The organism is Curtobacterium sp. VKM Ac-2887 (genome assembly GCF_015350935.1).
In the GTDB taxonomy this organism is placed as follows: domain Bacteria; phylum Actinomycetota; class Actinomycetes; order Actinomycetales; family Microbacteriaceae; genus Curtobacterium.
In genome coordinates, this window is record NZ_JADKSB010000004.1 from 1 (window position 1) to 19,438 (window position 19,438).

The following is a 19,438-nucleotide window of genomic DNA, read 5'->3' on the forward strand; positions in this document are numbered from 1 at the left end:
GGGAGGCACGGTGCCAACTGGCACCGTGCCTCCCGTCCGTCGTCCGCGTCAGCGGATGATCGAGATGTTGTCCGCCTGCGGGCCCTTCTTGCCGGGGCCCACGTCGTACTGCACGTGGTCGTTCTCCTCGAGCGACCGGTAGCCGGTCGTCGCGATGATGCTGGAGAAGTGGGCGAACAGGTCCTCGGACCCGTCGTCGGGGTGGATGAAGCCGTACCCCTTGGCGTGGTCGAACCACTTCACGGTGCCGGTCGGCATGGTCGACAGCACGGCGTCAGTGGATGCGCAGTTGCGCGACCATCGGGCAGGCGAACGGGTCACGGGCAGCGAGCCCGACCCGGTTCAGGTACCGGACGACGATGCCGTAGGAGCGCAGCAGGGTGGTCTCGGTGTAGGGCACCTCGAGCGTGTCGCAGTGGTCGCGGACGAGCAGGCGGGCCTGCTTCAGCGCCGGACGGGGCATCGACGGGAACAGGTGGTGCTCGACCTGGTAGTTCAGGCCGCCCATCAGGAACGAGACCCACCAGCCGCCGCGGATGTTGCGCGACGTGCGGACCTGGCGCGAGAAGAAGTCGACCTTGGCGTCGTGCGCGATGGTCGGCATGCCCTTGTGGTTCGGGGCGAACGAGGCGCCCATCATCACGCCGAACACGGCGAGCTGCACACCGAGGAACGCGCAGGCCATGCCGAACGGCAGGAACCAGAACACGACCGTCAGGTAGATGCCGAAGCGGGCGACGAGCAGCGCGGCCTCGAGCCAGCGGTGCTTGACGTCGGCCTTGGTGCCGTTGCCGGTGACGATGCTCTGCACGGCGTACCGGTGCAGGTTCAGGCCCTCGAGCGTCAGCAGGGGGAAGAACAGCCAGCCCTGGAACCGCATGAACGTCGTCATGAGCGGACCCTTGACCGCCGCGGCGTCCTCCGGCAGGAACCGGATGCCGTCGGGTGCGATGTCGGGGTCCTTGCCGACGGTGTTCGGGTTGCCGTGGTGGCGGGTGTGCTTGTTCATCCACCACGAGTAGCTGAGGCCGACCAGGAACGTGCCGAGCCAGCGGCCGGCGTGGTCGTTCCACTTCTGCGAGGCGAAGACCTGGCGGTGCGCGGCTTCGTGCGACAGGAACGCGAACTGCGTGAAGATCACGCCGAGCGCGCCGGCCACGATGAGCTGGAACCAGGTGTCGCCGAGGAATGCGAACGCGACCCACGCGAGGGCGAAGGTGACGATGAGTGTGCCGAACAGCGACCAGTAGAACCCGGTGCGGCGGCGGAGGAGTCCGTTCTCCTTCACCTGCGCGAGCAGGGCTGAGTAGGTCGAGGTGCCCTTGGGGCTTCCTGTTCCAGGTCGAGTGCGGGTGTAGCCCGGAGCGAGCGGAGTGGTGGTCAAGATGGACCGACCTTCCGGTGCGGACCGGCCCTTCGGCCGGTTCGAGAGAGTTCACGCGATTGCGCTTGGTGCGACCCTAGGGCCTGAAGGTGCGATTCCACCTGACAATCCGCCTGCCCCACTACGGTGATCGGATGGGCAAGGTCACGCTGCAGGACGTCGCCGTGCACGCCGGCGTCTCGATGAAGACCGTGTCCAACGTCGTGCGTGGCTACCAGCACGTCAGTCCGCCGATGCGCGACCGGGTGCAGGCCGCGATCGACGAGCTCGGGTACCGCCCGAACGTCTCCGGACGGTCGCTCGCCACCGGCCGGTCGAACATGCTCGCGTTCGCGTTCCCCGACCTCCGGCGGCCGTACTTCGCCGAGCTCGCGCACGTGTTCTCCCGCGTCTGCGCGCAACGCGGATACCAACTGCTGCTCGAGGAGACCCTCGGCGAGGCCGATGGCGAGCGCTCCGCCGTCCGCGGTCGCGAGGCCGGGGTGGTCGACGGCGTCGTCATCCACCCCCAGGTCCTGACCCCCGAGGCGATCGACCGGATCCGCGGAGACACCGCCGTGGTGTTCCTCGGCGAGGACGTCCGCCCCCAGTACTCCGACCAGGTGGTCATCGACAACGCGGCCGCGGCGGCACAGGCCGTCGCCCACCTGGTCGCGCTCGGTCGCCGGCGCATCGGCTTCTTCGGGCACGAGACCGGGCCGGAGTCCAGCACCTCCGGCCTGCGGCTCGACGGCTACCGGGCCGGGCTCGCAGCCGCCGGCCTGCCCGTCGACGACGCGCTCCTGGTCCCCCGCGAGGTCGGTGACGCCGCAGGTGCCGAGACCGCATTCGGTCGGGCGCTCGACGCCGGGCTCCGGGTCGACGCGCTGCTCTGTCGCGACGACCTCGCCGCCCTCGGGGTCCTGCGCGCGTTGCGGTTGCGCGGGCTCGACGCTCCGCGGGACATCGCGGTCGTGGGGTGGGACGCGATGGGACTCGGGTCGAGCCTGGTACCGAGCCTGACGTCGGTCGCGCCGGACACCGTCGCGCTGGCGGACACCGCCCTCGACCTGCTGCTCGAGCGGATGGACGGCTCTGAGGTACCCGGCAGGCTGGTCACGGTCGGGCACCGGCTGCTGGTGGGCGAGAGCGCGCCGTTCCCGGACGGCTCGGTCGACCGCGGGCCGGTGCCGGGCCAGGGCCGAGTCTCGGCCTGAGCGACACTCCTCGTGGCGATCCGCCCGAGGAGTGTCGCCCAGCGCGAGTCTCGACGCAGCATCAGCGCTCGCCCGGGTGCACACTCCCCAGCAGCTCGACGACGACGGCACGCAGCGCCTCGGGCAGGTCGACGGTCCCGAGCTCGACGATCCGGTCGGCACGCGGCAGGTCCTTGGACACGATCTCCCACGCGGCGAGCTTCTCGGCGTTGCCGGCCTGCGCGCGTTCGAGGGCGCGCCGGACGGCCTCACGGGCGTCGACGCCGACCACCGGCGGCCCGGCCAACGTGACCGCTCCGCCCGTGGCCGACTCCACGGTCAGGTCGACCGAGAACCGGTCCTCGCCACGGGCGGACACGACCTGCCCGTCCGCGGGGACGGCGAGGAACGTGACCCGCCAGTCGCGACGGGCCGGGACGACGTCGACCGCGCCGGTGGTGGCGTGCACGCGGAACTCGGCGAGCGCCGCGTCCCACGCCAGGCGGGTCTCGGCAGTGCGGTCGGTTCCGCCCTCGTCCTCCCGGTCCTCGACCAGGGTGAACGAGCCGGAGGTACCAGGGGCGACGAGGACCTCGAACGCGGTCGGGTTCGCGGTGGCGTCGAGTTGGTCCTCGGCGGCGAGGGGCAGCAACCCGCCCTCGCGCAGCAGCACGGGCACGGTGTCGAGGGTGCGGTGCAGGTCGACGAACCGGTCGCCGGCGTACACGGTGCCGGTGAACACGTCGGTCCAGGTTCCCGGCGGCAACCAGGCTCGTGCGGTCCCGTGCAGGGTGACGGGGTCACACGATTGGACGATCGGGGCGACGAGCAGTTCGGACCCGAAGGCGTACGTGTTCGGCACCCGGTACGCCTCGTCGCGCCGTGGCTCCAGGTGGTACAGCGGGCGGACGAGCGCGGTGCCCTCGGCGGTCCGGTGGTTCATGGTGTGCAGGTACGGCACCAGGCGGTGCCGGAAGCGCAAGGCCTCCCCCATCGCGGTGCGCGCCTCGGCGGGGAACACCCACGGTTCCTTGCGGATGAACGGGTTGTTGGCGGAGTGCAGGCGCATGATCGGTGAGAACACCCCGAACTGCACCCAGCGCGTGGCGAGCTCGTCGTCGCGGACCCCGCGGGTGTGGCCACCGATGTCGTGACTCCACCAGGGGTAGCCGATGTTCGCGGCGCTGGCGGTGAACTCGGGTTGGAACGCCAGCGACGCCCAGGACACGACGGCGTCGCCGGAGAAGCCGACGGCGTACCGCTGGCTGCCGGGGCCGGCGTAGCGCGAGAAGGTCATGCCCTGGTCCCCCGAGCGCGCCGAGTCGAGCAGGTGGAAGTGGTTGAGCAGCCAGAGCGGGTCGACGCCGGGCAGCCCGCTCTCGCTGCCCTGCTGCCAGTCGATCCACCAGAAGTCGACGCCCTGCGCTTCGAGCGGTCGGTGCAGCTGGTCGAAGTACGCCTGCAGGAACCGCCGGTCGGTCGGGTCGAACGGGATCGGCTGCCCGGTCGCCGGGTCGATCCCCATCGCCTCGGCCACCGCGGGGTAGGCGTCCTCGAACGCCCGGACGCCGTCGGCGGGGTGCAGGTTGAGCGTCGTGCGCATCCCCCGCCGGTGCAGCTCCGCCAGGAAGGCCTGCGGGTCGGGGAAGAGCGACGGCTCCCACGAGTAGCCGGTCCAGCCGTCACCGAACTGCGGCGGGACGGAGTCGACGCGGTGCCAGTCCATGTCGATGACCGCGACCGAGAACGGCAGGCGTTCCGCGGCGAACCGGTCCACGAGCTCCAGGTACGAGGTGTCGCTGTACGGGTGGTAGCGGCTCCACCAGTTGCCGAGGGCCCACCGGGGCAGGCGCGTGGGGGCGCCGGACACCTGGTGGAAGGCGCGGAGGGCTGCCGTGAAGTCGCGGCCGTGGGCGAACACCGTGACGTCGCGGCGACCGGGCACGCGCGTGCCGATCCAGCCGTCGTCCTCGAACAGGAACGACTCGCTGTCGTCCAGCGCGGTGATCCCGTCGCGGGCCAGGATGCCGGGTTCGAGCGGCATCCGGCCGTCGACGTCGTCGAGGGTGCGGCCGGTGCCGCCGAGGTCACGGGGCTCCTGCCCCCAGCGCCAGCGGTTCGCGTCCGGGCCGATGGTCTCGACGACCAGGCCGCTCGGGCTGAACGGACGGCCGTCGTAGCGGAGCCGGGCGCGTTCGGTGGTGACGACGACGCCACCAGCGACGGCGCCGCCAGCGCCGACCCTGTCGTCACCTTCGCCGACGCGCTCCACGGTGAACGCCGGCACCGGCAACCGCCGCCGGATCGCGAACGTCGAGGCGCGGTCCTCGAACCCGCCGTCGTCGCTCCACTCGATGCGGAACGTGCCGGCGTCCAGCACCGTGATCCGCCAGTGCTCGCCCGTGACGACGGCGGCCGGGTCGGCGACCGGGTCGGATCCGGGGAACGGCCGGATGGTCGGAAGTGCGGTCGTGGTCATGGTCACGTCGTACCCCTCAGCTCTTGACCGCGCCCTGCGTCACGCCGCTGATGACCCAGCGCTGCGCGAACAGGTAGACGATGATCGTCGGCGCCATGGCCATCAGGTACGAGGCGAAGGCGACGTTGTAGTTCGTGCCGAACTGGCTCTGGAAGATGTTCTGCACCACGGGCAGGGTCTGCAGGGTCGGGTCGGCGGTGATGAGCGACGGCATCATGAAGTCGTTCCACGACGCCAGGAACGCGAAGATCCCGACGGTGGCGTTCATCGGTCCGAGCAGCGGCAGGATGATCCGCCAGAAGATCTGCCACGTCGAGGCGCCGTCGATGCGGGCGCTCTCCTCGAGCTCGACCGGGATCGACCGCAGGTACGCCGAGTAGAGCAGCACGCTGAACGACAGTTGGAACATGGCGTGCAGGATGCCGACGCCGATCGGGTTGTCGAGGCCCATCTGGGCGGTCAGCTTGATCTGCGGCAGTGCGACGACCGGGAACGGCAGGAACATCGCCGCCAGCAGGTAGACGAACGACCACCGGAAGAACCGCTTGTGCCAGTTCCGGACGATCGCGTACGAGGCGAACGAGCTGAGCAGCAGGGTCGCGACGACGGTGAGCGCTGCGACACCGAGCGACACCGAGAACGAGACGGGGAAGCGCGTGAGCTCCCAGGCCGACGCGAACGAGCCGGGGTTGAACGGGAACGGCAGCGACAGGGCGTTGCCGTCGACGGACTGCTCGCTCGTCTTGAACGCCATGGCGACGGTGACGTACAGCGGGACGAGGACGGTCAGCGCCGCGAGTCCGAGCACGACGGTCAGGGTCCAGTTCGTGCCGCCGAGGCGCCGGCGGTGCCCGCGGCCCGGTCGTCGCGCGTCGCCGGTGGTCACCGCGCGGGTGTCGGTGGGTGGACGGGTGTCGGTGGCGGTCATGCGAGTCGCAGGTTCCTTCCGCGGGTCGCCGCGAGCTGCAGCACGGAGATGAGGACGGTGATGATGAAGAACACGGTCGCGTTCGCCATCTGGTAGGCGTAGTCGCCGCCGGTGAAGCCGCCGAAGATGGTCATGGCGACGCTGCTCGTCGCGCTGCCCGGGCCGCCGTTCGTCAGGCCGACGATGACGTCGTAGGCGCCGAGGTAGCCCTTCACGCCGAGCACGGTGTTGATGACGATGAAGCCGCCGAGCAGCGGGAGCGTGATCGCGCGCAGCTGCTTCCAGCCGGTGGCGCCGTCGAGCGAGCTCGCTTCGTACAGCTCCTCGGGGATCGAGGTGAGCCCGGCGGTGTAGATGAGGAGGGCGCCGGGCACGGTCTGCCAGGCGGACACGATCACGATCGCGACCCACGCCAGGTTCGGGTCGCCGAGGATGCTCTGCTCCAGCGGTCCGAACCCGACGCTCGTGGCCAGGGCCGGCACGGTGTTCGAGAACAGGAAGTTGAACACGTAGGCGACGATGATCCCGGAGATCACCATCGGGATCACGAAGATCGACCGGAGGCCCGCGGCGAACCGGATCTTCTTCGCCAGTGCGATCGCCAGTGCCAGCGCGATGACCTGCGTGACGATCACGGTGACGACGGCGAACCCGAGGGTGAAGCCGTACGACGCGAGGATCGCCGGGTCGGACACGAGCGCCCGGTAGTTCTCGAGCCCGAGGAAGTCCCACTGCCCGAAGCCGAGGTAGTCGGTGAAGCTGTAGAAGATGCCGACGCAGGCGGGTGCGACGACGAAGGCGGTGAACGCGATGAGGGCGGGCACGAGGAACAGGTAGTACATGCCCTCCGTCCGGCGGAGGGAGCCCGGGCGACGCGAACCGGCGGCGCGGTGCGTGCGGGCGGCCGCGGTGGCCGGCCCGGACGTCGCCGGGTCGGTGTCGTGGGAGAGCGGGGTCTGCATGGTCATGGTGGCTCCTGGAGTCCTGGTCCGGCTCAGACCGTCGCCGAACGGCCGGCGAGACGCCGCCAGTCCGAGTCGAGCCGCTGCAGCATCGAGGTGAAGTCCCCGCTCCGGATCGCCGACTGCAGGTAGTTGCCGAGCGGGATCGAGGTGGGGATGAAGGTGCCGGCGCCCTGGTAGAACGCGGCGTCGTCGACGTACTGCTGCAGGCCGGCGAGCCGCTCGTCCTGCTGCGGCGGCGCGTCCTTCGTCGGCGAGTAGGCCAAGTTGTCGCGGTTGTAGGCGTCGATGACCTCGGGCTGCATGAGGAACTCGACGAGCTCCTTCGCCTCGTCCGGGTGCTGCGACGCGGTCGGGATCCACAGGCCGAGGTCGATGTTCACCCGGGCCCGCCGGTCGCCGGGGTCGTTCGACACGGGCAGCGCGAACGTGCCGACCTCGAGGTCCTTGTCGACCAGCGCGATCTGTCCGAGCGCCCACGGCCCCTGCAGGTACATCGCGGCCTCGCCTTTGCCGAACGCCAGGTTGCCGTCGGCGTAGGCACGCGTGGCGTGGTCGGGGTTGAAGAACGTCGAGATGGTCTTCGCACGCTCCATCGGCACCGCGAAGTCCTTCTCGAACGACACCGCGGAGTCCGGGCCGACGTCGGTGCCGAGTGCCTTCATCTTCGTGAAGAACGACCCGGTGTCGACCAGGCTGCCCACCGAGTAGTCGAACAGCCCCTGCCACAGTGTCCAGGTGTCGCGGTCCGTCGCGTAGATCGGGGTGATGTCGGCCTTCTGGAGCGTCCGGCACACCTCGACGAAATCGTCCCACGTCGTCGGCACGGGCAGGCCGTGGTCGGCGAAGATCCGCTTGTTGTAGATGACCCCGGCGGCGGCGAGCGAGTACGGCAGCACGCTCGTGCGGTCCTCGAACGTCGCGTACTGGTTCGTCAGGGTGTCGATGTCCGGTCGGACCCGTGCCGCCGACGGCAGGTCTCCGAGGTCGCTCAGCACGCCGCGGGAGATGTAGCGCGCGAGTTCGAGGTTGTCGTTGAAGCAGCCGACGTCGGCCGGCTCACCGCGGACGAACTGTGGCGCGATCGCCGCCGTGCTGTCGTGCACCACGGACAGCCCGGGGTGCCCCTTCTCGAAGCGCCGCAGGAGCGCGTCGAAGTAGGCGATGACCTCCTGCTTCTGCTCGTAGAAGCGCAGCGTGGTCGCACCCCCTGCCGCTGCGCGCGGTGCCGCGCACCCCGCGAGCGCCATCGTGCCGAGCGCGATCCCGCCGGCTGCTCCGGCGAGGAACCCCCGCCGGCTCACGGCCGCGCTGATCGTTCCGGTCCTGCTTCCCACCATCGGGCAACTCCCTCGTGCGCGTCGTCGCGCACGTCTTGTTTACAGCGCTGTAAACGGGAAGTCAACGTTGTAATCGCACCTGACGGGGTAGGCGCGCCCACAAGCGGACGGGAGGCGCGGGTCGCCCCCGCCCCGCGCCTCCCGGCCGCCGCGCAGCGCGTCCACGGCCGCGCGCCGCCGCCCGCCGGACGGACACCGCACGGAGCTGACAGGATCGTCCGATGGCGCAGGACGAACGGGACATCGCACTCCGAGTGGGGCACGAAGAGCTCCGCATCCGCGGGGTCTACGAGACCATCAGCATCATCAACGACGTGATGGTGGCGCTCTGGTTCATCGTCGGCAGCATCCTCTTCTTCTCCGAGAGCACCACGACGGCCGGCACGTGGCTGTTCCTGATCGGGAGCATCCAGCTGCTCATCCGCCCCGTCATCCGGCTGTCGCGGAGACTCCACCTCGGACGGATCGGCCGAGGGAACCCCACGGAGTCCGCGCGCGATTTCTGACGGCGACACGCCTGGGCGAACACACAGGAACGCGAGCAGGCACCATGGAGAGCATGGCAAGCACCACCTCCGCTCCCCCGCCCGGCCCCGTCGAGACGACGTCGAAGGTGCGGCGGTGGGTGTTCTGGCCCGCCGCCGTCCTCGTGCTCGGCTTCGTGGCGTTCACGTTGATCTCGCCGTCGAGCGCCGAGGCGATGTTCGTCGGACTGCAGGACGGCATCGTCAAGAACTTCAGCTGGTACTACGTCCTCGTCGCCGCGTTCTTCGTCGGCTTCTCGCTGTTCGTCGGCTTCAGCAAGTTCGGCGACATCAAGCTCGGGAAGGACCAGGACGAGCCCGAGTTCTCGACCGGGTCGTGGTTCGCGCTGCTCTTCGCCGCCGGCATGGGCATCGGCCTCGTGTTCTACGGCGTCTCGGAACCGCTCAGCCACTTCGCCTCACCGCGCCCCGGCGTCACCGGCACCGAGAACGAGCTCGCGCAGCAGGCCCTCACCCAGACGTTCCTGCACTGGGGACTCCACGCGTGGGCGATCTACGTCGTGCTCGGCCTCGCCCTGGCCTACGCCATCCACCGCCGCGGCCGCCCCGTGTCGATCCGGTGGGCGCTCGAGCCGCTGCTCGGCAACCGGGTGCGCGGCGGGTGGGGCAACCTCATCGACGTCATCGCGCTCGTCGGCACCCTGTTCGGTGTCGCGACCTCGCTCGGCCTCGGGGTCATCCAGATCGGCGCCGGGCTCGAGAGCGCTGGCATCGCCGACAGCAGCATCGTCAGCCAGATCGCCATCATCGCCGTGATCACCGCGGTCACCATCGTGTCGCTCGTGACCGGTGTCACCAAGGGCATGAAGATCCTGTCGAACTTCAACCTGCTGCTCGCCGCCGCACTGCTGCTGTTCGTGCTCATCGTCGGGCCGACCCAGTTCCTGCTCCGCGACTTCGTGCAGTCCATCGGCGCGTACCTGCAGAACATCGTCGGTCTGTCGTTCAACGTCACTGCACAGCAGGGCGCCGAGGGCGTCGCCTGGCAGGGCGCGTGGACCACCTTCTACTGGGGCTGGTGGATGTCGTGGGCGCCGTTCGTCGGTGTCTTCATCGCGCGCATCTCCAAGGGCCGCACGGTTCGCCAGTTCGTGTTCGGTGTCCTGCTCGTGCCGACCGTGCTCACGTTCCTGTGGTTCGCGGTCCTCGGCGGTGCGGCGATCCACCGCGAGACCGACGGCGCCGGCGGCCTGGTCGGCTCGGACGGCTCGGTGGACCTCGAAGGCTCGCTCTTCGCCCTGCTCGGCGACCTGCCCGCCGGAGCGGTGCTGACCTTCGGCGCGATCCTGCTCATCGGCGTGTTCTTCGTGACCTCGTCGGACTCCGGGTCGCTCGTGATGGCGATGATCGCGTCCGGCGGCGACATCGAGCCGAAGAACTGGCTACGCGTCTTCTTCGCCACCGTCTCGGCACTGCTCGCCGTTGCCCTGCTGCTGAGTGGCGGGCTGAACGCTCTCAAGACGGCGGCGATCACCACGGCGCTGCCCTTCAGCGTCGTGCTGCTGCTCACCTGTTGGTCGACGATCATCGCCTTCACCCGCGAGCGGCGGGCATACGACAAGGCCGAGCGCGAGGTCCTGCTCGAGCACGTCGGCGCGTACTACGGGCTCGAGGTCGAGGGGCCGTCGGAGCGCGCGCCGCGATCGGCGTTCGGTCGGCCGTGGGCAGCCGTCAAGAGGCGGGTGCGCGGTGGGTCAGTGGCGCACCCGACCGCGACCGCCCTCGACGACTTCCCGATCCGGACGCAGACGGTGTCACCCGACCCGGCGGTCGACGCGAGCCTGGACGTCGGGCCGGCTGCGGAGAGCGCTCCGCGCCCGACGGACGGATGACGGAGTGGCGCGGACCGCTCCGCGGTGACGCGCCAGCGGCACGTGGGCCGCGCCGACCGAGCTTGCGAGGGAGGCGTGGCGGGGCCGCCACGGGCCTCCCGTCCGTCAGCGGTCGCGACCAGGGCGTCGCGCCGGCCCGGACACGAAGGGCTCAGAGGCGCTTCTCCATGCAGTAGCTCGTCGGGTCGTCGGTGTACGGCCCGAACCGCGGGACCTGGCGGTACCCGAGCTTCTCGTACAGGGCGATCGCCGCGACCTGCGGCAAGCCCGTCTCCAGTTGCATCGTCGAGATGCCCCCGGCCAGCGCATGCGCTTCGAGCGCCTGGAGCAGGGCACGGCCGACCCCGAGTCCTCGAGCCTCGTCGGTGACGAACATCCGCTTGACCTCGCCGGATCCGTCGCGCCGATCGACGAGCGCCGCCGTACCGACGGCCACGTCACCCTCGCGAGCGACGAACAGCGAGACCCCGTCGGCTTCCAGGGCGTCGACGTCGAGGCCGTAGTAGTTCTCGGCCGGGTACAGGGCCAGGGCGAAGGCGTCCCCCTGGTGGAGCAGGCTGAGGACGTCGTCGCTGCGAGGGCTCTCGATCTGGATGGAAGGCACGGCCGATTGTACGAGTTCAGTCGACCACTGGGCGTCGTCCCGCCGAGGACTGGAACCGCACCAGGTACCCGTCCGGGTCCTGCACGAGGAACTGGTCCACGCCGGCCTGCACGTTCCCGACGTCGTACCACTTCGTCTCGGGCTGCATGAAGAGTTCGGTCCCGGCACGGAGCAGGATCGCGGCCAGAGCGCGGCTGTCGGGCACGGTGATCTGAAAGTTCACGCCTCGGCCGAGCGGGCGCTCGAGCGGGCCGGTGATCCAGTTCCGACCGACGCCGGCCTGTTCGAGCATGAGGTGGGCAGTGCCGAGGGCGATGTACGCGAAGCGCTCCTCCGGCCGGGAGTAGCGGCTCTCGAAGCCGCACAGGTCGCGCCAGAACGCGAGGCTCCGGTCCAGGTCGGCGACGAGGAGTTCGGGAACGAGTGCGGGCTCGGTTGCCGAGGTCACCGGAACAGGTCGAGGTGCGGTGTCGCGCCAGGATCGGCCATCTGCGCTTCGGTCTCGCGGACCAGCTCATCAACGCGAGCTCCCCACTTGCGCACGAAGACCACGCGGACGATGCCGATGACAGCCCACAGCACGGCGATGACCCCGCGCCCGATGCCCGCGGGGTCTCCCTGCAGAACGTCCAATACGGCGAGCGCGGCCCACAGGATGCCCAGGCTGATCCAGACCCACCCGGTGACCGCGCCCTGCGAGGTCTGGCGGCGCAGGAAGCGCCTCCGGATCGCGACCGGGACACCGGTCGGGTCGGCGCCACCGCGCAGCCACCGGTTCATCGCTCGGTACGAGCCGTAGCCGCCGAAGCGCGACCAGCTGCCCAGGATGAGCGCGAAGCCGCCTGCGGCGAGGACGGCCACGACGACGAGGACGGCCGTCTGGGACATCTCCGGAAAGTCGAGGCCGACCAGCATGAGCCACAGCCCCACGAAGAGGGCGGGGACGCCGAGGAGCTGTGCCCACCCGATGGCGTCGAGTTGTCTGATGCTCACCATTGCACTCTACGCACACCCACTACCGCCGTCAGATGCCGGGACAGGAATACGTCGATGCGGCGTCGTGCGAGGATTCGTCGACCACATCGACGAAGGGCTCGATCATGACCACCGCGCGCACGTTCCACCTGATCAGCACGCCGCTGCTGGCCGTCGGGTTCCTCGGGGTCGGCGCGCTGATGGCCGACGTCTACTACGGACCGGAGGGTGGGGGTGCCAACATCGGCCTCGGGCTCGTGATGCCACTGTGCCTCGGCTCCGGCGTGGTCGGCATCGCGATGGGGATCGCGGCCCTCGTGACGACGTGGTCGGCCGGCCGCGCCGCACGTTCACGCCAGCCACGCCCGGGGCACCTCCCCGAGGTTCCATGACATGCCGCGTGCACGTCGCCGAGGTTCGACGGGCAGGCTCCGCGGCGCGTGAGATGCCCGAATCTTGGAACCTCGGCGCGCTCACCAACCCGGCACAGCCACCCGCACCGCACTGATCCGCCCCGCACGCGTCTGCGCCGTCGTCGCCGGGTCGTAGCTGTCCGCCGTCGCCAGGTAGAGCGTGCGGCCGTCCTCGCCGCCGAGCGCGCAGTCGATCGCGCACAGCCCCGGCGCATCGATCCGGTCCGTGACCTCGCCGCCCTCGAGGACCCGGAGGAACTCCCCCGTGTCGACGGAGCAGACCCAGACGGCGCCGTCGCGGTCGACCGTGCTGCCGTCCGGCGTGACGCCACCGGGAAGCGCTGCCCACTCGCGTCGGCCGGTCAGCGACCCGTCGGGCTCGATGTCGAACGCGGTGAGCCGGCCGCCCCACGTCTCGCTCACCACGAGGGTCCGGGTGCCGGGCAGGACGTTCGCGCTGTTCGGGAACACCAGCCTCTCGGCGGCGAGGCGGAACGAGCCGTCCTGCTCGATCACGTACAGCGGACCGGGGCGGAGCTCCTCGCCGCCGTACAGGTCGTAGCCGAAGGCCCCGATGTAGGTCCGGCCGGTCGCGTCGTCGACGACGAGGTCGTTCAGGAGCGACGGCTCCTCGCCGGACAGGTCGGCGAACACCGATGCCTCGCCACGGTCGTCGACGGCGACGACCGTGCGGGACTCCATCGAGCTGACGATCAGTCGCCCGTCTGCCAGCCACCCGAGTCCGGACGACTGGCCCTCGACCGTGGTCTCGAGACGCGGAGCCGCGGTCGAGGTCGGGTCCATCGAGAAGACCTCGCCGGTGTGCATGTCCGAGTACCAGAGCCGCCCGTCGTGCCAGCGGTTGCCCTCGGGGAAGCGGATGTCGGTGACGACGTCGGTCGCGGAGTCCAGAGTGATGTGCACCGATCCACCCTGCCAGCCGGACCCCCGCGCCACCCGGTGGTCTGGCACGATCGAGGCATGCCCCTCGACGGAACTCCCCTGGAACGGCTCGGCTTCCTGACGATCGGGTCGTTCGACCCCGCCCGGCCGTCCGAGGGCCACGAGGACACACTCCGGGTCATCGAGCGCGCGGAGGCGCTCGGCTTCGACAGCGCGTGGCTGCGCCACCGGCACCTGCAGCACGGCATCTCCTCCCCCGTCGCGGTGATGGCCGCCGCGTCGCAGCGGACCTCGCGGATCGAGCTCGGCACCGCCGTCACACCGATCGGGGCCGAGAACCCCTTCCGGCTCGCCGAGGACCTCGGCACCGTCGACGTGCTGTTGGGCGGGCGGCTCAACCCCGGCTTCTCGGTCGGCACCCCGATGAACTTCGACCTGTACCGCGACGCGATCTACCCCGACACCCTCGAGCACGAGGACCTCGGCAACGACCGACTCCTGCGCTTCCGTGACCTCGTGCGCGGAGACGCGGTGACCGGCACCGGGACCGGCACCGTCGAACGCCGAGGGATCGAGGAGTTCGCGAGCACCGTCCAGCCCCACAGCACCGGCCTCGCCGACCGCATCTGGTACGGCACCGGCAGCACGAAGTCGGCGGTCTGGGCCGGCGAGAACGGCTTCCATCTGCTCACCTCGAGCGTCACCCGCAGCGAGGTCGGCACGGACTTCGCCACCAACCAGCGCGCACAGATCGACGCCTACCTCGACGTCCACCCCGATCCCAGCACCGCTCGGGTCTCGCAGGGCCTGGTCGTCATCCCGACCGACACGGCGACCCGCGAGCAGGAGACCCGCTACCGCGCCTACGTCGACAGCCGCTCGGGCCGCGTCGGCCTGCCGATGGGACCCGCGGGGATGCTCTTCGCCGCCGACCTCGTCGGGACCTCGGCCGAGATCGCGGACCGGCTGCGCGCCGACGCCGGCTACCAAGCGGTCACCGAGGTCGCCTTCGCGCTGCCGTTCTCGTTCGAGCCGGACGACTACGCGCAGATCACCACGGACATCGCGGAGCACCTGGGTCCGCAACTCGGCTGGGCGCCGCGACCGGCGGCCTGAGAACGGCGCCAGACCGCGAGACGGGAGGCACGGTGCCAGCTCGCACCGTGCCTCCCGTCCGTCCGTTCACCGTCCAACGCCGTTCGCGCCTGGCAGACGCGGCTCGGAAGCCGGTCAGTCGGGTCCGGCTCAGACGGTGAGCGGATCCGGTGCGTGCTCGCGCACGGCGACGTGCTCACCGTGGTGCGCGTGACGACGGCGCACGTGCAGGAGGGCTCCGACGCCCATCAGCGCGAGGCCGAAGGCGGTCCAACCGGCCAAGATCAGCCACTGGGGTGCGGCGTTCGCATCCGGGAAGTACGAGATGTCGCGGAGCAGTCGCGAGCCGGCTCCCGGTGGGAACCACTGGCCGATCGTGCCCCACGGAGCGGGCAGGAACGACGACGGGGTCGCGGAGGACGCGATCGGGTTCGCGAACAGCAGGAAGAGCACGGGCCCCACACTCACGCCGAGTCGACCGATCAGTGTCGAAGCGCCGAGGATCGTCGCGGCGACGGATCCGAGTGCGAGCACGAACGCTGCCACGTTCTGGACGTAGGGCCCCTGGAGGATGCCCAGCCACCCCTGCAGGATCCCGGCGACGGCGAACCCGCCGACCACCACGAAGACGGCCAGCCCCATCACACGACGACCGGTGCCGTGCACGAGGAACGTGAGGAGGATGCCGCCGAGCATGCCGCCCATCACGAGCGGGAACGCCGCCGCCACCAGGCCGGCACCCGTCGGGTCATCGTCCGACAGCGGGACCACGTCCGTCACGGAGACGGTCGGGGCAGCAGCCCCGCCACCAGCGCCCTGGGCGGTCTGCGCGGCGGCCTGTGCGCCCAGCTTCGTCGCGACGCCGTTCATCACCTGCGCGACGGCGGGACTCGCGGCGGAAGCGGTGAGCACCTCGGGCGCCGCACCGGCGGAGAGCACGACCGCTCCGTAGACGTCACGCTCCTCGAGCATCCGGACGGCCTCGGCGCGGTCATCGGCGCGGGTGACGTCGAACGTGTCGTTGCCCTTGGTCAGCGATGAGCCGAGCTGCTGGGCCTGCTGGGCCTGCTGGGCAGAGGCGGCGATCGCGATCGGGATGTCGTGCGCGGACGACGTCCTCGCGGGCCAGGTGAACGCGATCACCACGAGGGAGACGACGGCCGCGACGAGCACCCCGATCGCGAGGGCACGGCGCCACGGCGTGACGGTGGGAACTGCTGGAGAGGTGCTCATTCGGCTACTCGATTCGCGGTCGGACTGGCCCTGGCACCGATGGCAAGGCAGAGGATCGTCAGTGAGCATAAGTTCACTCAGCGGGAAAAGCAACGCCCGTTGATATCCCTCGCCACTGCCCGGTATGGTCGTCTCATGGTCGAAGCCGAACCGAACGCAACGGCGGGTCGTCCCCGCGGGCGCCGACCCGGCGTCAACGACACACGCCAGGCCGTACTGGACGCAGCGCGGGCGCGGTTCGCCACCGACGGCTACGCCGCTGCGTCGATCCGCAAGATCGCCGCAGACGCCGGGGTCGATGCCGCGCTGGTGATGCGCGCCTACGGCTCGAAGGACGAGCTGTTCGCCGCATCGATGGCGATGCCGTCGGAAGCCGCCGCAGTGTTGAGCAGCGCCCTGGACGGCCCCGCCAACGGCATCGGAGAACGCTTCGTCAGCGCCTTCCTCGGCCTCTGGACCGCGCCCGCGACATCCGGCCCCCTGCTCGCCACGTTCCGATCGGCCGTGACGAACGAACAGGCAGCGACCCACCTGCGCGCGTTCGTCAGGGGACGGGTCCTCGAGGCGTACGCCCCGCACTTCCCGGACGTCCCGGATGCTGCGCTGCGCGCGACGCTGGTGTCGTCGATGCTCATCGGTGTCGTGGTCGGACGGCAGGTCGTCGGCATCGACGCCCTCGTCGACGCCGAGCCCGACGACATCGTCACGATGCTCGCACCGGTGGTGCAGTCGATCCTCGTCCCGACGCACTGACCGGCAGCGCTCTCCGCCGGGCTCTGGTCAGTCCTGCTGGTCCGCCTCCACCGCATCCTGCAACCGCTCGAGCACGTCCGGCACCGCCGAACGCACCCGGCTCCAGCTCGGGATGAACGGCTTGTCGTCCGGGCGCGCGCTGAAGGCGCCGCCGGCGTCGAGGATCGCCTTGGTGAAGAGCTCGACCGCGGCTTCCTCGGCGTGCTGGTCGAAGCCGAGGCCGCTCATCTCCGCTTCGTGCCGGTAGACCTCGACGATGTCGAGGGCGTTCCGGTAGTACGTCGCCTTGAGCACCCGGAACGAGTCCGAGGTGAGCGGGACGCCCATCGTCGCGAGCTTCCGCAGCAGCGACTGCACGATGTCGTTCCCCATGCGGGCGAGTCCGCCGGTGCCGTCGGCCTCGGCGAGGGGCTGGTGCTTGTGGTCGTACGCGTCGGCGATCTCCACCTGGCACACCTGCCGGGTCGCGTAGTCGCGGTACACCTCGGACAGCATGCCGATCTCGAGGCCCCAGTCCCCCGGGATCTTCAGGCCGTTCAGCACGTGCGCGCGCATCGCGAACTCGCCGGACAGCGGGTACCGGAAGCTGCTGAGGTACTCCAGGTACTCGGACTCCCCGTAGACCTGGCGGAGCGACCGGAGCAGCGGACCGACGAGCAGCCGCCCGACGCGCCCGTTGATCCGGCCGTCGGCGACGCGGGCGTAGTAGCCCTTCGAGAACTCGTAGTCGAACGCCGGGTTCGCGACCGGGTAGAACAGCCGCGCGAGCATGCCCCGCTCGTACGTGGTGATGTCGCAGTCGTGCAGCGCGATGCACTCGGCCCGCTCCGACGCGAGCGCGTAGCCCGTGCAGTACCAGACGTTCCGGCCCTTGCCCGGCTCGCCGGGAGCCAGCCCCTCGCGCTCCAGCTCGGCGTCGAGCTCCCGCAGGCGCGGCCCGTCGTTCCACAGGATGCGGTGCCGCTGCGGCAGCCGCGCGAAGAACTCCCGCGCGTGTTCGAACTGCGAGCGGTCGGCACGGTCCAGCCCGATCACGATCTCGCTGAGCCAGTCGGCCTCGGCCAGCTCGTCGACGATCCGCGAGAGCGCCGGGCGTTCGAGCTCCGAGTACAGCGCCGGCAGGATCAGGCTCATCGGCCGCTTCTCGGCGAAGCCCCGCAGGTCGTCCTCGATGCTCGCGGTGCTGCGGCGGCCGAGGTCGTGGAACGTCGTGATGACGCCGTTCTGGTGGAAGTCGCTCATCGGTGGCTCCTGACGGACGGGGTGGTGAATCGGGAGACGCCCTCGGCCCAGCCCTGCGGGCCAGGGGCGGTTGTGCGGTGGACGCGCTCGGGTCGGTCGTCGGCGAGGGGACCGGGTTCCGGGCCGTGGCCGCGGACGACGACCGCCAGGTCGACGGCGTCGAGCAGCGCGGTGTCGTTCGGCCCGTCGCCGAGCCCGATCGTGCGCGGAGCGGTGCCGGTGCGGCGTGCGTGGTCGGCGACGAGCAGGCGGACCGCGGTGCCCTTGTCGCGCCCGGTGGGCAGGACGTGCCAGAAGCGGCCGCCGCGAACGAGGTCGAGGCCGGCCGCGGCGAGCGACTCGCGGAACGCGCCCGCGCGGTCGTCGTCCTCGGCGTGCCAGAGCAGGACCTCGGAGGCCTCGCGTCGGCGTGCATCACCGGCCGCTTCGAGGTCGAGTCCGGTCCAGGTGGCGACGACCTCGTCGGTCACGCCGCCGAAGGTCGCGAAGTGCAGGTCCAGGTCCGCTCGGGTGTGGTCGAGGGCCTCGCGGAGACGCGCGAGACCGGCGTTCGCGGGGCCCGCGCCAGCTCCGGTGATCGCCTTGCCGTCGGGTCCGACGACGATCGCGCCGTTCTCCGCGACGAACGCCTGCCCGTCGAGACCGGTCCGCTGCTGCAGGGCGGTGATCTCGGCCCGGGTCTTGCTGCTGCAGAACACCACCGGTACGCCGTCGGCGCGTAGGCGCTCGAGCATCGGAAGGGCAGCGTCGAACGAGTAGTCGTGGTGGTCGAGGAACGTCCCGTCGAGGTCCGTGACGACCATCAGGTCTTGTGGTGGCATCGTGCTCCGCTCGCGGCTGGGTGGGCTGCGGGCGACGGTGCCCCGGACCACCCTGCCATGCGTGGGAGTCCGGTTGGTGAACGGCGCATCCCGTGATTTTCCACGCACGTGTCGGAAAAGTCGTATGGTGGGTCCGTGCAGAGCAGCGCGCCCGTGCGGGCAACCGATCCCCGTCCAGCGCGGACCCGTGCCGCGATCGTCCGGGCCGTCGAGGGCCTCACCGCCGATGCGTCGACGGAGATCACCGTCAACGCGATCGCCCGCGCGGCCGGGGTGAGCCGGAGTGCGTTCTACGCGCAGTTCGCCGACCTCGACGACCTCGCGGTCGCGATGCTGGTCGACGCCTTCCGGGACATCGGGTTGGACGACCTCCGGGCACGGAACGACCACGATGCCGATCTGCGCACCCTGGCCGTCGCGGCGAACCGTCGGATGCTCGCGCACATCGGTTCGCGTTCCGCCTTCTACCGGGCGTCGCTGGACTGGCGGTTGTCCGGGCGGGTGCACGAGAGCGTGGTCGCTGCGTACGCGCAGCAGGTCCTCGCGACGATCCGACTGCTCGGCGTGCGGGTCCCCGGGAACGTCCACGCCGAGGACACCGCCCGGTTCATCGCCGGTGGTGCGATCGCGCTGCTCACGGTGTGGCTGCGCGACGACTCCCCTGCCGAGCCGGACGCGATGGCCGAACGGCTGGTGGCCGTCATGCCCGAGTGGCTGGTCGGCAGCGTCTGACCCCCTGACTTCTCCGCTGTCC

At 70.5% G+C, this 19,438-nt stretch carries 20 protein-coding genes; 7 read left to right on the forward strand and 13 right to left on the reverse strand.

Going from position 1 to position 19,438, the window contains the following annotated elements; translation table 11 throughout:
• Positions 1 to 48 precede the first annotated feature (48 nt).
• Positions 49 to 258, reverse strand: a complete 210-nt coding sequence (locus ITJ69_RS05760) for a cold-shock protein (RefSeq protein WP_111086735.1) — start codon at positions 256 to 258, stop codon at positions 49 to 51.
• 16 nt (positions 259 to 274) lie between these two features.
• Entirely contained in the window at positions 275 to 1,384 is a 1,110-nt protein-coding gene (locus ITJ69_RS05765) for a fatty acid desaturase family protein (RefSeq protein ID WP_123293869.1), read from the reverse strand.
• Positions 1,385 to 1,518: 134 nt separating this feature from the next.
• On the opposite strand from ITJ69_RS05765, the gene ITJ69_RS05770 reads away from it, so the two are divergent.
• Positions 1,519 to 2,580 (forward strand): LacI family DNA-binding transcriptional regulator, encoded by a 1,062-nt coding sequence (locus ITJ69_RS05770; RefSeq protein WP_194672249.1) that lies wholly within the window; start codon positions 1,519 to 1,521, stop codon positions 2,578 to 2,580.
• A 61-nt stretch (positions 2,581 to 2,641) separates the two neighbouring features.
• On the opposite strand, the gene ITJ69_RS05775 is transcribed toward ITJ69_RS05770, so the two are convergent.
• From ITJ69_RS05775 to ITJ69_RS05790, 4 genes are read right to left on the reverse strand one after another with little or no spacing between them, the layout of a single operon-like run.
• Positions 2,642 to 5,038: a TIM-barrel domain-containing protein gene (locus ITJ69_RS05775; protein WP_194672250.1), complete on the reverse strand. Its 2,397-nt coding sequence runs from the start codon at positions 5,036 to 5,038 to the stop codon at positions 2,642 to 2,644.
• 16 nt (positions 5,039 to 5,054) lie between these two features.
• Positions 5,055 to 5,966: a carbohydrate ABC transporter permease gene (locus tag ITJ69_RS05780; protein ID WP_131847664.1), complete on the reverse strand. Its 912-nt coding sequence runs from the start codon at positions 5,964 to 5,966 to the stop codon at positions 5,055 to 5,057.
• Entirely contained in the window at positions 5,963 to 6,934 is a 972-nt protein-coding gene (locus tag ITJ69_RS05785) for a carbohydrate ABC transporter permease (RefSeq protein ID WP_131922612.1), read from the reverse strand. Before ITJ69_RS05785 ends, ITJ69_RS05780 begins: the two co-directional genes overlap by 4 nt.
• Positions 6,935 to 6,960: 26 nt before the next feature.
• A complete protein-coding gene (locus ITJ69_RS05790) occupies positions 6,961 to 8,268 on the reverse strand; it encodes an ABC transporter substrate-binding protein (RefSeq protein ID WP_228504996.1) in 1,308 nt (435 codons plus the stop codon).
• Positions 8,269 to 8,489: 221 nt separating this feature from the next.
• Here ITJ69_RS05790 and ITJ69_RS05795 point away from each other — a divergent pair, with 221 nt between their 5' ends.
• Together ITJ69_RS05795 and ITJ69_RS05800 are read left to right on the forward strand one after the other, a co-directional pair.
• Positions 8,490 to 8,774: a YrhK family protein gene (locus tag ITJ69_RS05795; RefSeq protein WP_131922614.1), complete on the forward strand. Its 285-nt coding sequence runs from the start codon at positions 8,490 to 8,492 to the stop codon at positions 8,772 to 8,774.
• A gap of 53 nt (positions 8,775 to 8,827) precedes the next feature.
• Complete coding sequence (locus tag ITJ69_RS05800) at positions 8,828 to 10,645, forward strand: BCCT family transporter (RefSeq protein ID WP_228504998.1); 1,818 nt, start codon at positions 8,828 to 8,830, stop codon at positions 10,643 to 10,645.
• Positions 10,646 to 10,796: 151 nt separating this feature from the next.
• Here ITJ69_RS05800 and ITJ69_RS05805 read toward each other — a convergent pair whose 3' ends face one another.
• The 3 genes from ITJ69_RS05805 to ITJ69_RS05815 are packed head-to-tail and all read right to left on the reverse strand — an operon-like array spanning position 10,797 to position 12,242.
• Positions 10,797 to 11,249 carry a GNAT family N-acetyltransferase gene (locus ITJ69_RS05805; protein ID WP_194672252.1) on the reverse strand — a complete coding sequence of 151 codons (453 nt, stop codon included), beginning with the start codon at positions 11,247 to 11,249 and terminating at the stop codon, positions 10,797 to 10,799.
• 16 nt (positions 11,250 to 11,265) lie between these two features.
• On the reverse strand, positions 11,266 to 11,697 hold the full coding sequence (locus ITJ69_RS05810) for a bleomycin resistance protein (RefSeq protein ID WP_194672253.1): 432 nt from the start codon (positions 11,695 to 11,697) through the stop codon (positions 11,266 to 11,268).
• A complete protein-coding gene (locus ITJ69_RS05815; protein WP_194672254.1) occupies positions 11,694 to 12,242 on the reverse strand; it encodes a hypothetical protein in 549 nt (182 codons plus the stop codon). Before ITJ69_RS05815 ends, ITJ69_RS05810 begins: the two co-directional genes overlap by 4 nt.
• Before the next feature lie 107 nt (positions 12,243 to 12,349).
• Here ITJ69_RS05815 and ITJ69_RS05820 point away from each other — a divergent pair, with 107 nt between their 5' ends.
• Positions 12,350 to 12,616 (forward strand): hypothetical protein, encoded by a 267-nt coding sequence (locus ITJ69_RS05820; RefSeq protein WP_131881759.1) that lies wholly within the window; start codon positions 12,350 to 12,352, stop codon positions 12,614 to 12,616.
• A gap of 81 nt (positions 12,617 to 12,697) precedes the next feature.
• Here ITJ69_RS05820 and ITJ69_RS05825 read toward each other — a convergent pair whose 3' ends face one another.
• Positions 12,698 to 13,561 (reverse strand): SMP-30/gluconolactonase/LRE family protein, encoded by an 864-nt coding sequence (locus ITJ69_RS05825; protein ID WP_194672255.1) that lies wholly within the window; start codon positions 13,559 to 13,561, stop codon positions 12,698 to 12,700.
• Between the two features lie 57 nt (positions 13,562 to 13,618).
• Here ITJ69_RS05825 and ITJ69_RS05830 point away from each other — a divergent pair, with 57 nt between their 5' ends.
• On the forward strand, positions 13,619 to 14,656 hold the full coding sequence (locus tag ITJ69_RS05830) for an LLM class flavin-dependent oxidoreductase (RefSeq protein ID WP_194672256.1): 1,038 nt from the start codon (positions 13,619 to 13,621) through the stop codon (positions 14,654 to 14,656).
• A 129-nt stretch (positions 14,657 to 14,785) separates the two neighbouring features.
• Here the strand turns inward: ITJ69_RS05830 and ITJ69_RS05835 are convergent, their stop codons facing one another.
• Complete coding sequence (locus tag ITJ69_RS05835; protein ID WP_194672257.1) at positions 14,786 to 15,868, reverse strand: hypothetical protein; 1,083 nt, start codon at positions 15,866 to 15,868, stop codon at positions 14,786 to 14,788.
• A gap of 135 nt (positions 15,869 to 16,003) precedes the next feature.
• On the opposite strand from ITJ69_RS05835, the gene ITJ69_RS05840 reads away from it, so the two are divergent.
• A complete protein-coding gene (locus ITJ69_RS05840) occupies positions 16,004 to 16,621 on the forward strand; it encodes a TetR family transcriptional regulator (protein WP_131922624.1) in 618 nt (205 codons plus the stop codon).
• Positions 16,622 to 16,648: 27 nt separating this feature from the next.
• Here ITJ69_RS05840 and ITJ69_RS05845 read toward each other — a convergent pair whose 3' ends face one another.
• Both ITJ69_RS05845 and ITJ69_RS05850 read right to left on the reverse strand, forming a co-directional pair.
• A complete protein-coding gene (locus tag ITJ69_RS05845; protein WP_123939447.1) occupies positions 16,649 to 17,863 on the reverse strand; it encodes a glycosyl transferase in 1,215 nt (404 codons plus the stop codon).
• A complete protein-coding gene (locus tag ITJ69_RS05850; protein WP_194672258.1) occupies positions 17,860 to 18,684 on the reverse strand; it encodes an HAD-IIB family hydrolase in 825 nt (274 codons plus the stop codon). Before ITJ69_RS05850 ends, ITJ69_RS05845 begins: the two co-directional genes overlap by 4 nt.
• 135 nt (positions 18,685 to 18,819) lie before the next feature.
• Here ITJ69_RS05850 and ITJ69_RS05855 point away from each other — a divergent pair, with 135 nt between their 5' ends.
• A complete protein-coding gene (locus tag ITJ69_RS05855; RefSeq protein WP_194672259.1) occupies positions 18,820 to 19,416 on the forward strand; it encodes a TetR/AcrR family transcriptional regulator in 597 nt (198 codons plus the stop codon).
• Positions 19,417 to 19,438 lie beyond the last annotated feature (22 nt).

What these genes read in the sequence shown, in the direction of transcription:
- ITJ69_RS05775 (WP_194672250.1), bottom strand. Translation starts at nt 5,038, where the DNA reads ATGACCACGACCGCACTTCCGACCATCCGGCCGTTCCCCGGATCCGAC.
- ITJ69_RS05795 (WP_131922614.1), top strand. Translation starts at nt 8,490, where the DNA reads ATGGCGCAGGACGAACGGGACATCGCACTCCGAGTGGGGCACGAAGAG.
- ITJ69_RS05780 (WP_131847664.1), bottom strand. Translation starts at nt 5,966, where the DNA reads ATGACCGCCACCGACACCCGTCCACCCACCGACACCCGCGCGGTGACC.
- ITJ69_RS05840 (WP_131922624.1), top strand. Translation starts at nt 16,004, where the DNA reads ATGGTCGAAGCCGAACCGAACGCAACGGCGGGTCGTCCCCGCGGGCGC.
- ITJ69_RS05785 (WP_131922612.1), bottom strand. Translation starts at nt 6,934, where the DNA reads ATGACCATGCAGACCCCGCTCTCCCACGACACCGACCCGGCGACGTCC.
- ITJ69_RS05835 (WP_194672257.1), bottom strand. Translation starts at nt 15,868, where the DNA reads ATGAGCACCTCTCCAGCAGTTCCCACCGTCACGCCGTGGCGCCGTGCC.
- ITJ69_RS05820 (WP_131881759.1), top strand. Translation starts at nt 12,350, where the DNA reads ATGACCACCGCGCGCACGTTCCACCTGATCAGCACGCCGCTGCTGGCC.
- ITJ69_RS05770 (WP_194672249.1), top strand. Translation starts at nt 1,519, where the DNA reads ATGGGCAAGGTCACGCTGCAGGACGTCGCCGTGCACGCCGGCGTCTCG.
- ITJ69_RS05830 (WP_194672256.1), top strand. Translation starts at nt 13,619, where the DNA reads ATGCCCCTCGACGGAACTCCCCTGGAACGGCTCGGCTTCCTGACGATC.
- ITJ69_RS05790 (WP_228504996.1), bottom strand. Translation starts at nt 8,268, where the DNA reads ATGGTGGGAAGCAGGACCGGAACGATCAGCGCGGCCGTGAGCCGGCGG.
- ITJ69_RS05760 (WP_111086735.1), bottom strand. Translation starts at nt 258, where the DNA reads ATGCCGACCGGCACCGTGAAGTGGTTCGACCACGCCAAGGGGTACGGC.
- ITJ69_RS05800 (WP_228504998.1), top strand. Translation starts at nt 8,828, where the DNA reads ATGGCAAGCACCACCTCCGCTCCCCCGCCCGGCCCCGTCGAGACGACG.
- ITJ69_RS05845 (WP_123939447.1), bottom strand. Translation starts at nt 17,863, where the DNA reads ATGAGCGACTTCCACCAGAACGGCGTCATCACGACGTTCCACGACCTC.
- ITJ69_RS05850 (WP_194672258.1), bottom strand. Translation starts at nt 18,684, where the DNA reads ATGCCACCACAAGACCTGATGGTCGTCACGGACCTCGACGGGACGTTC.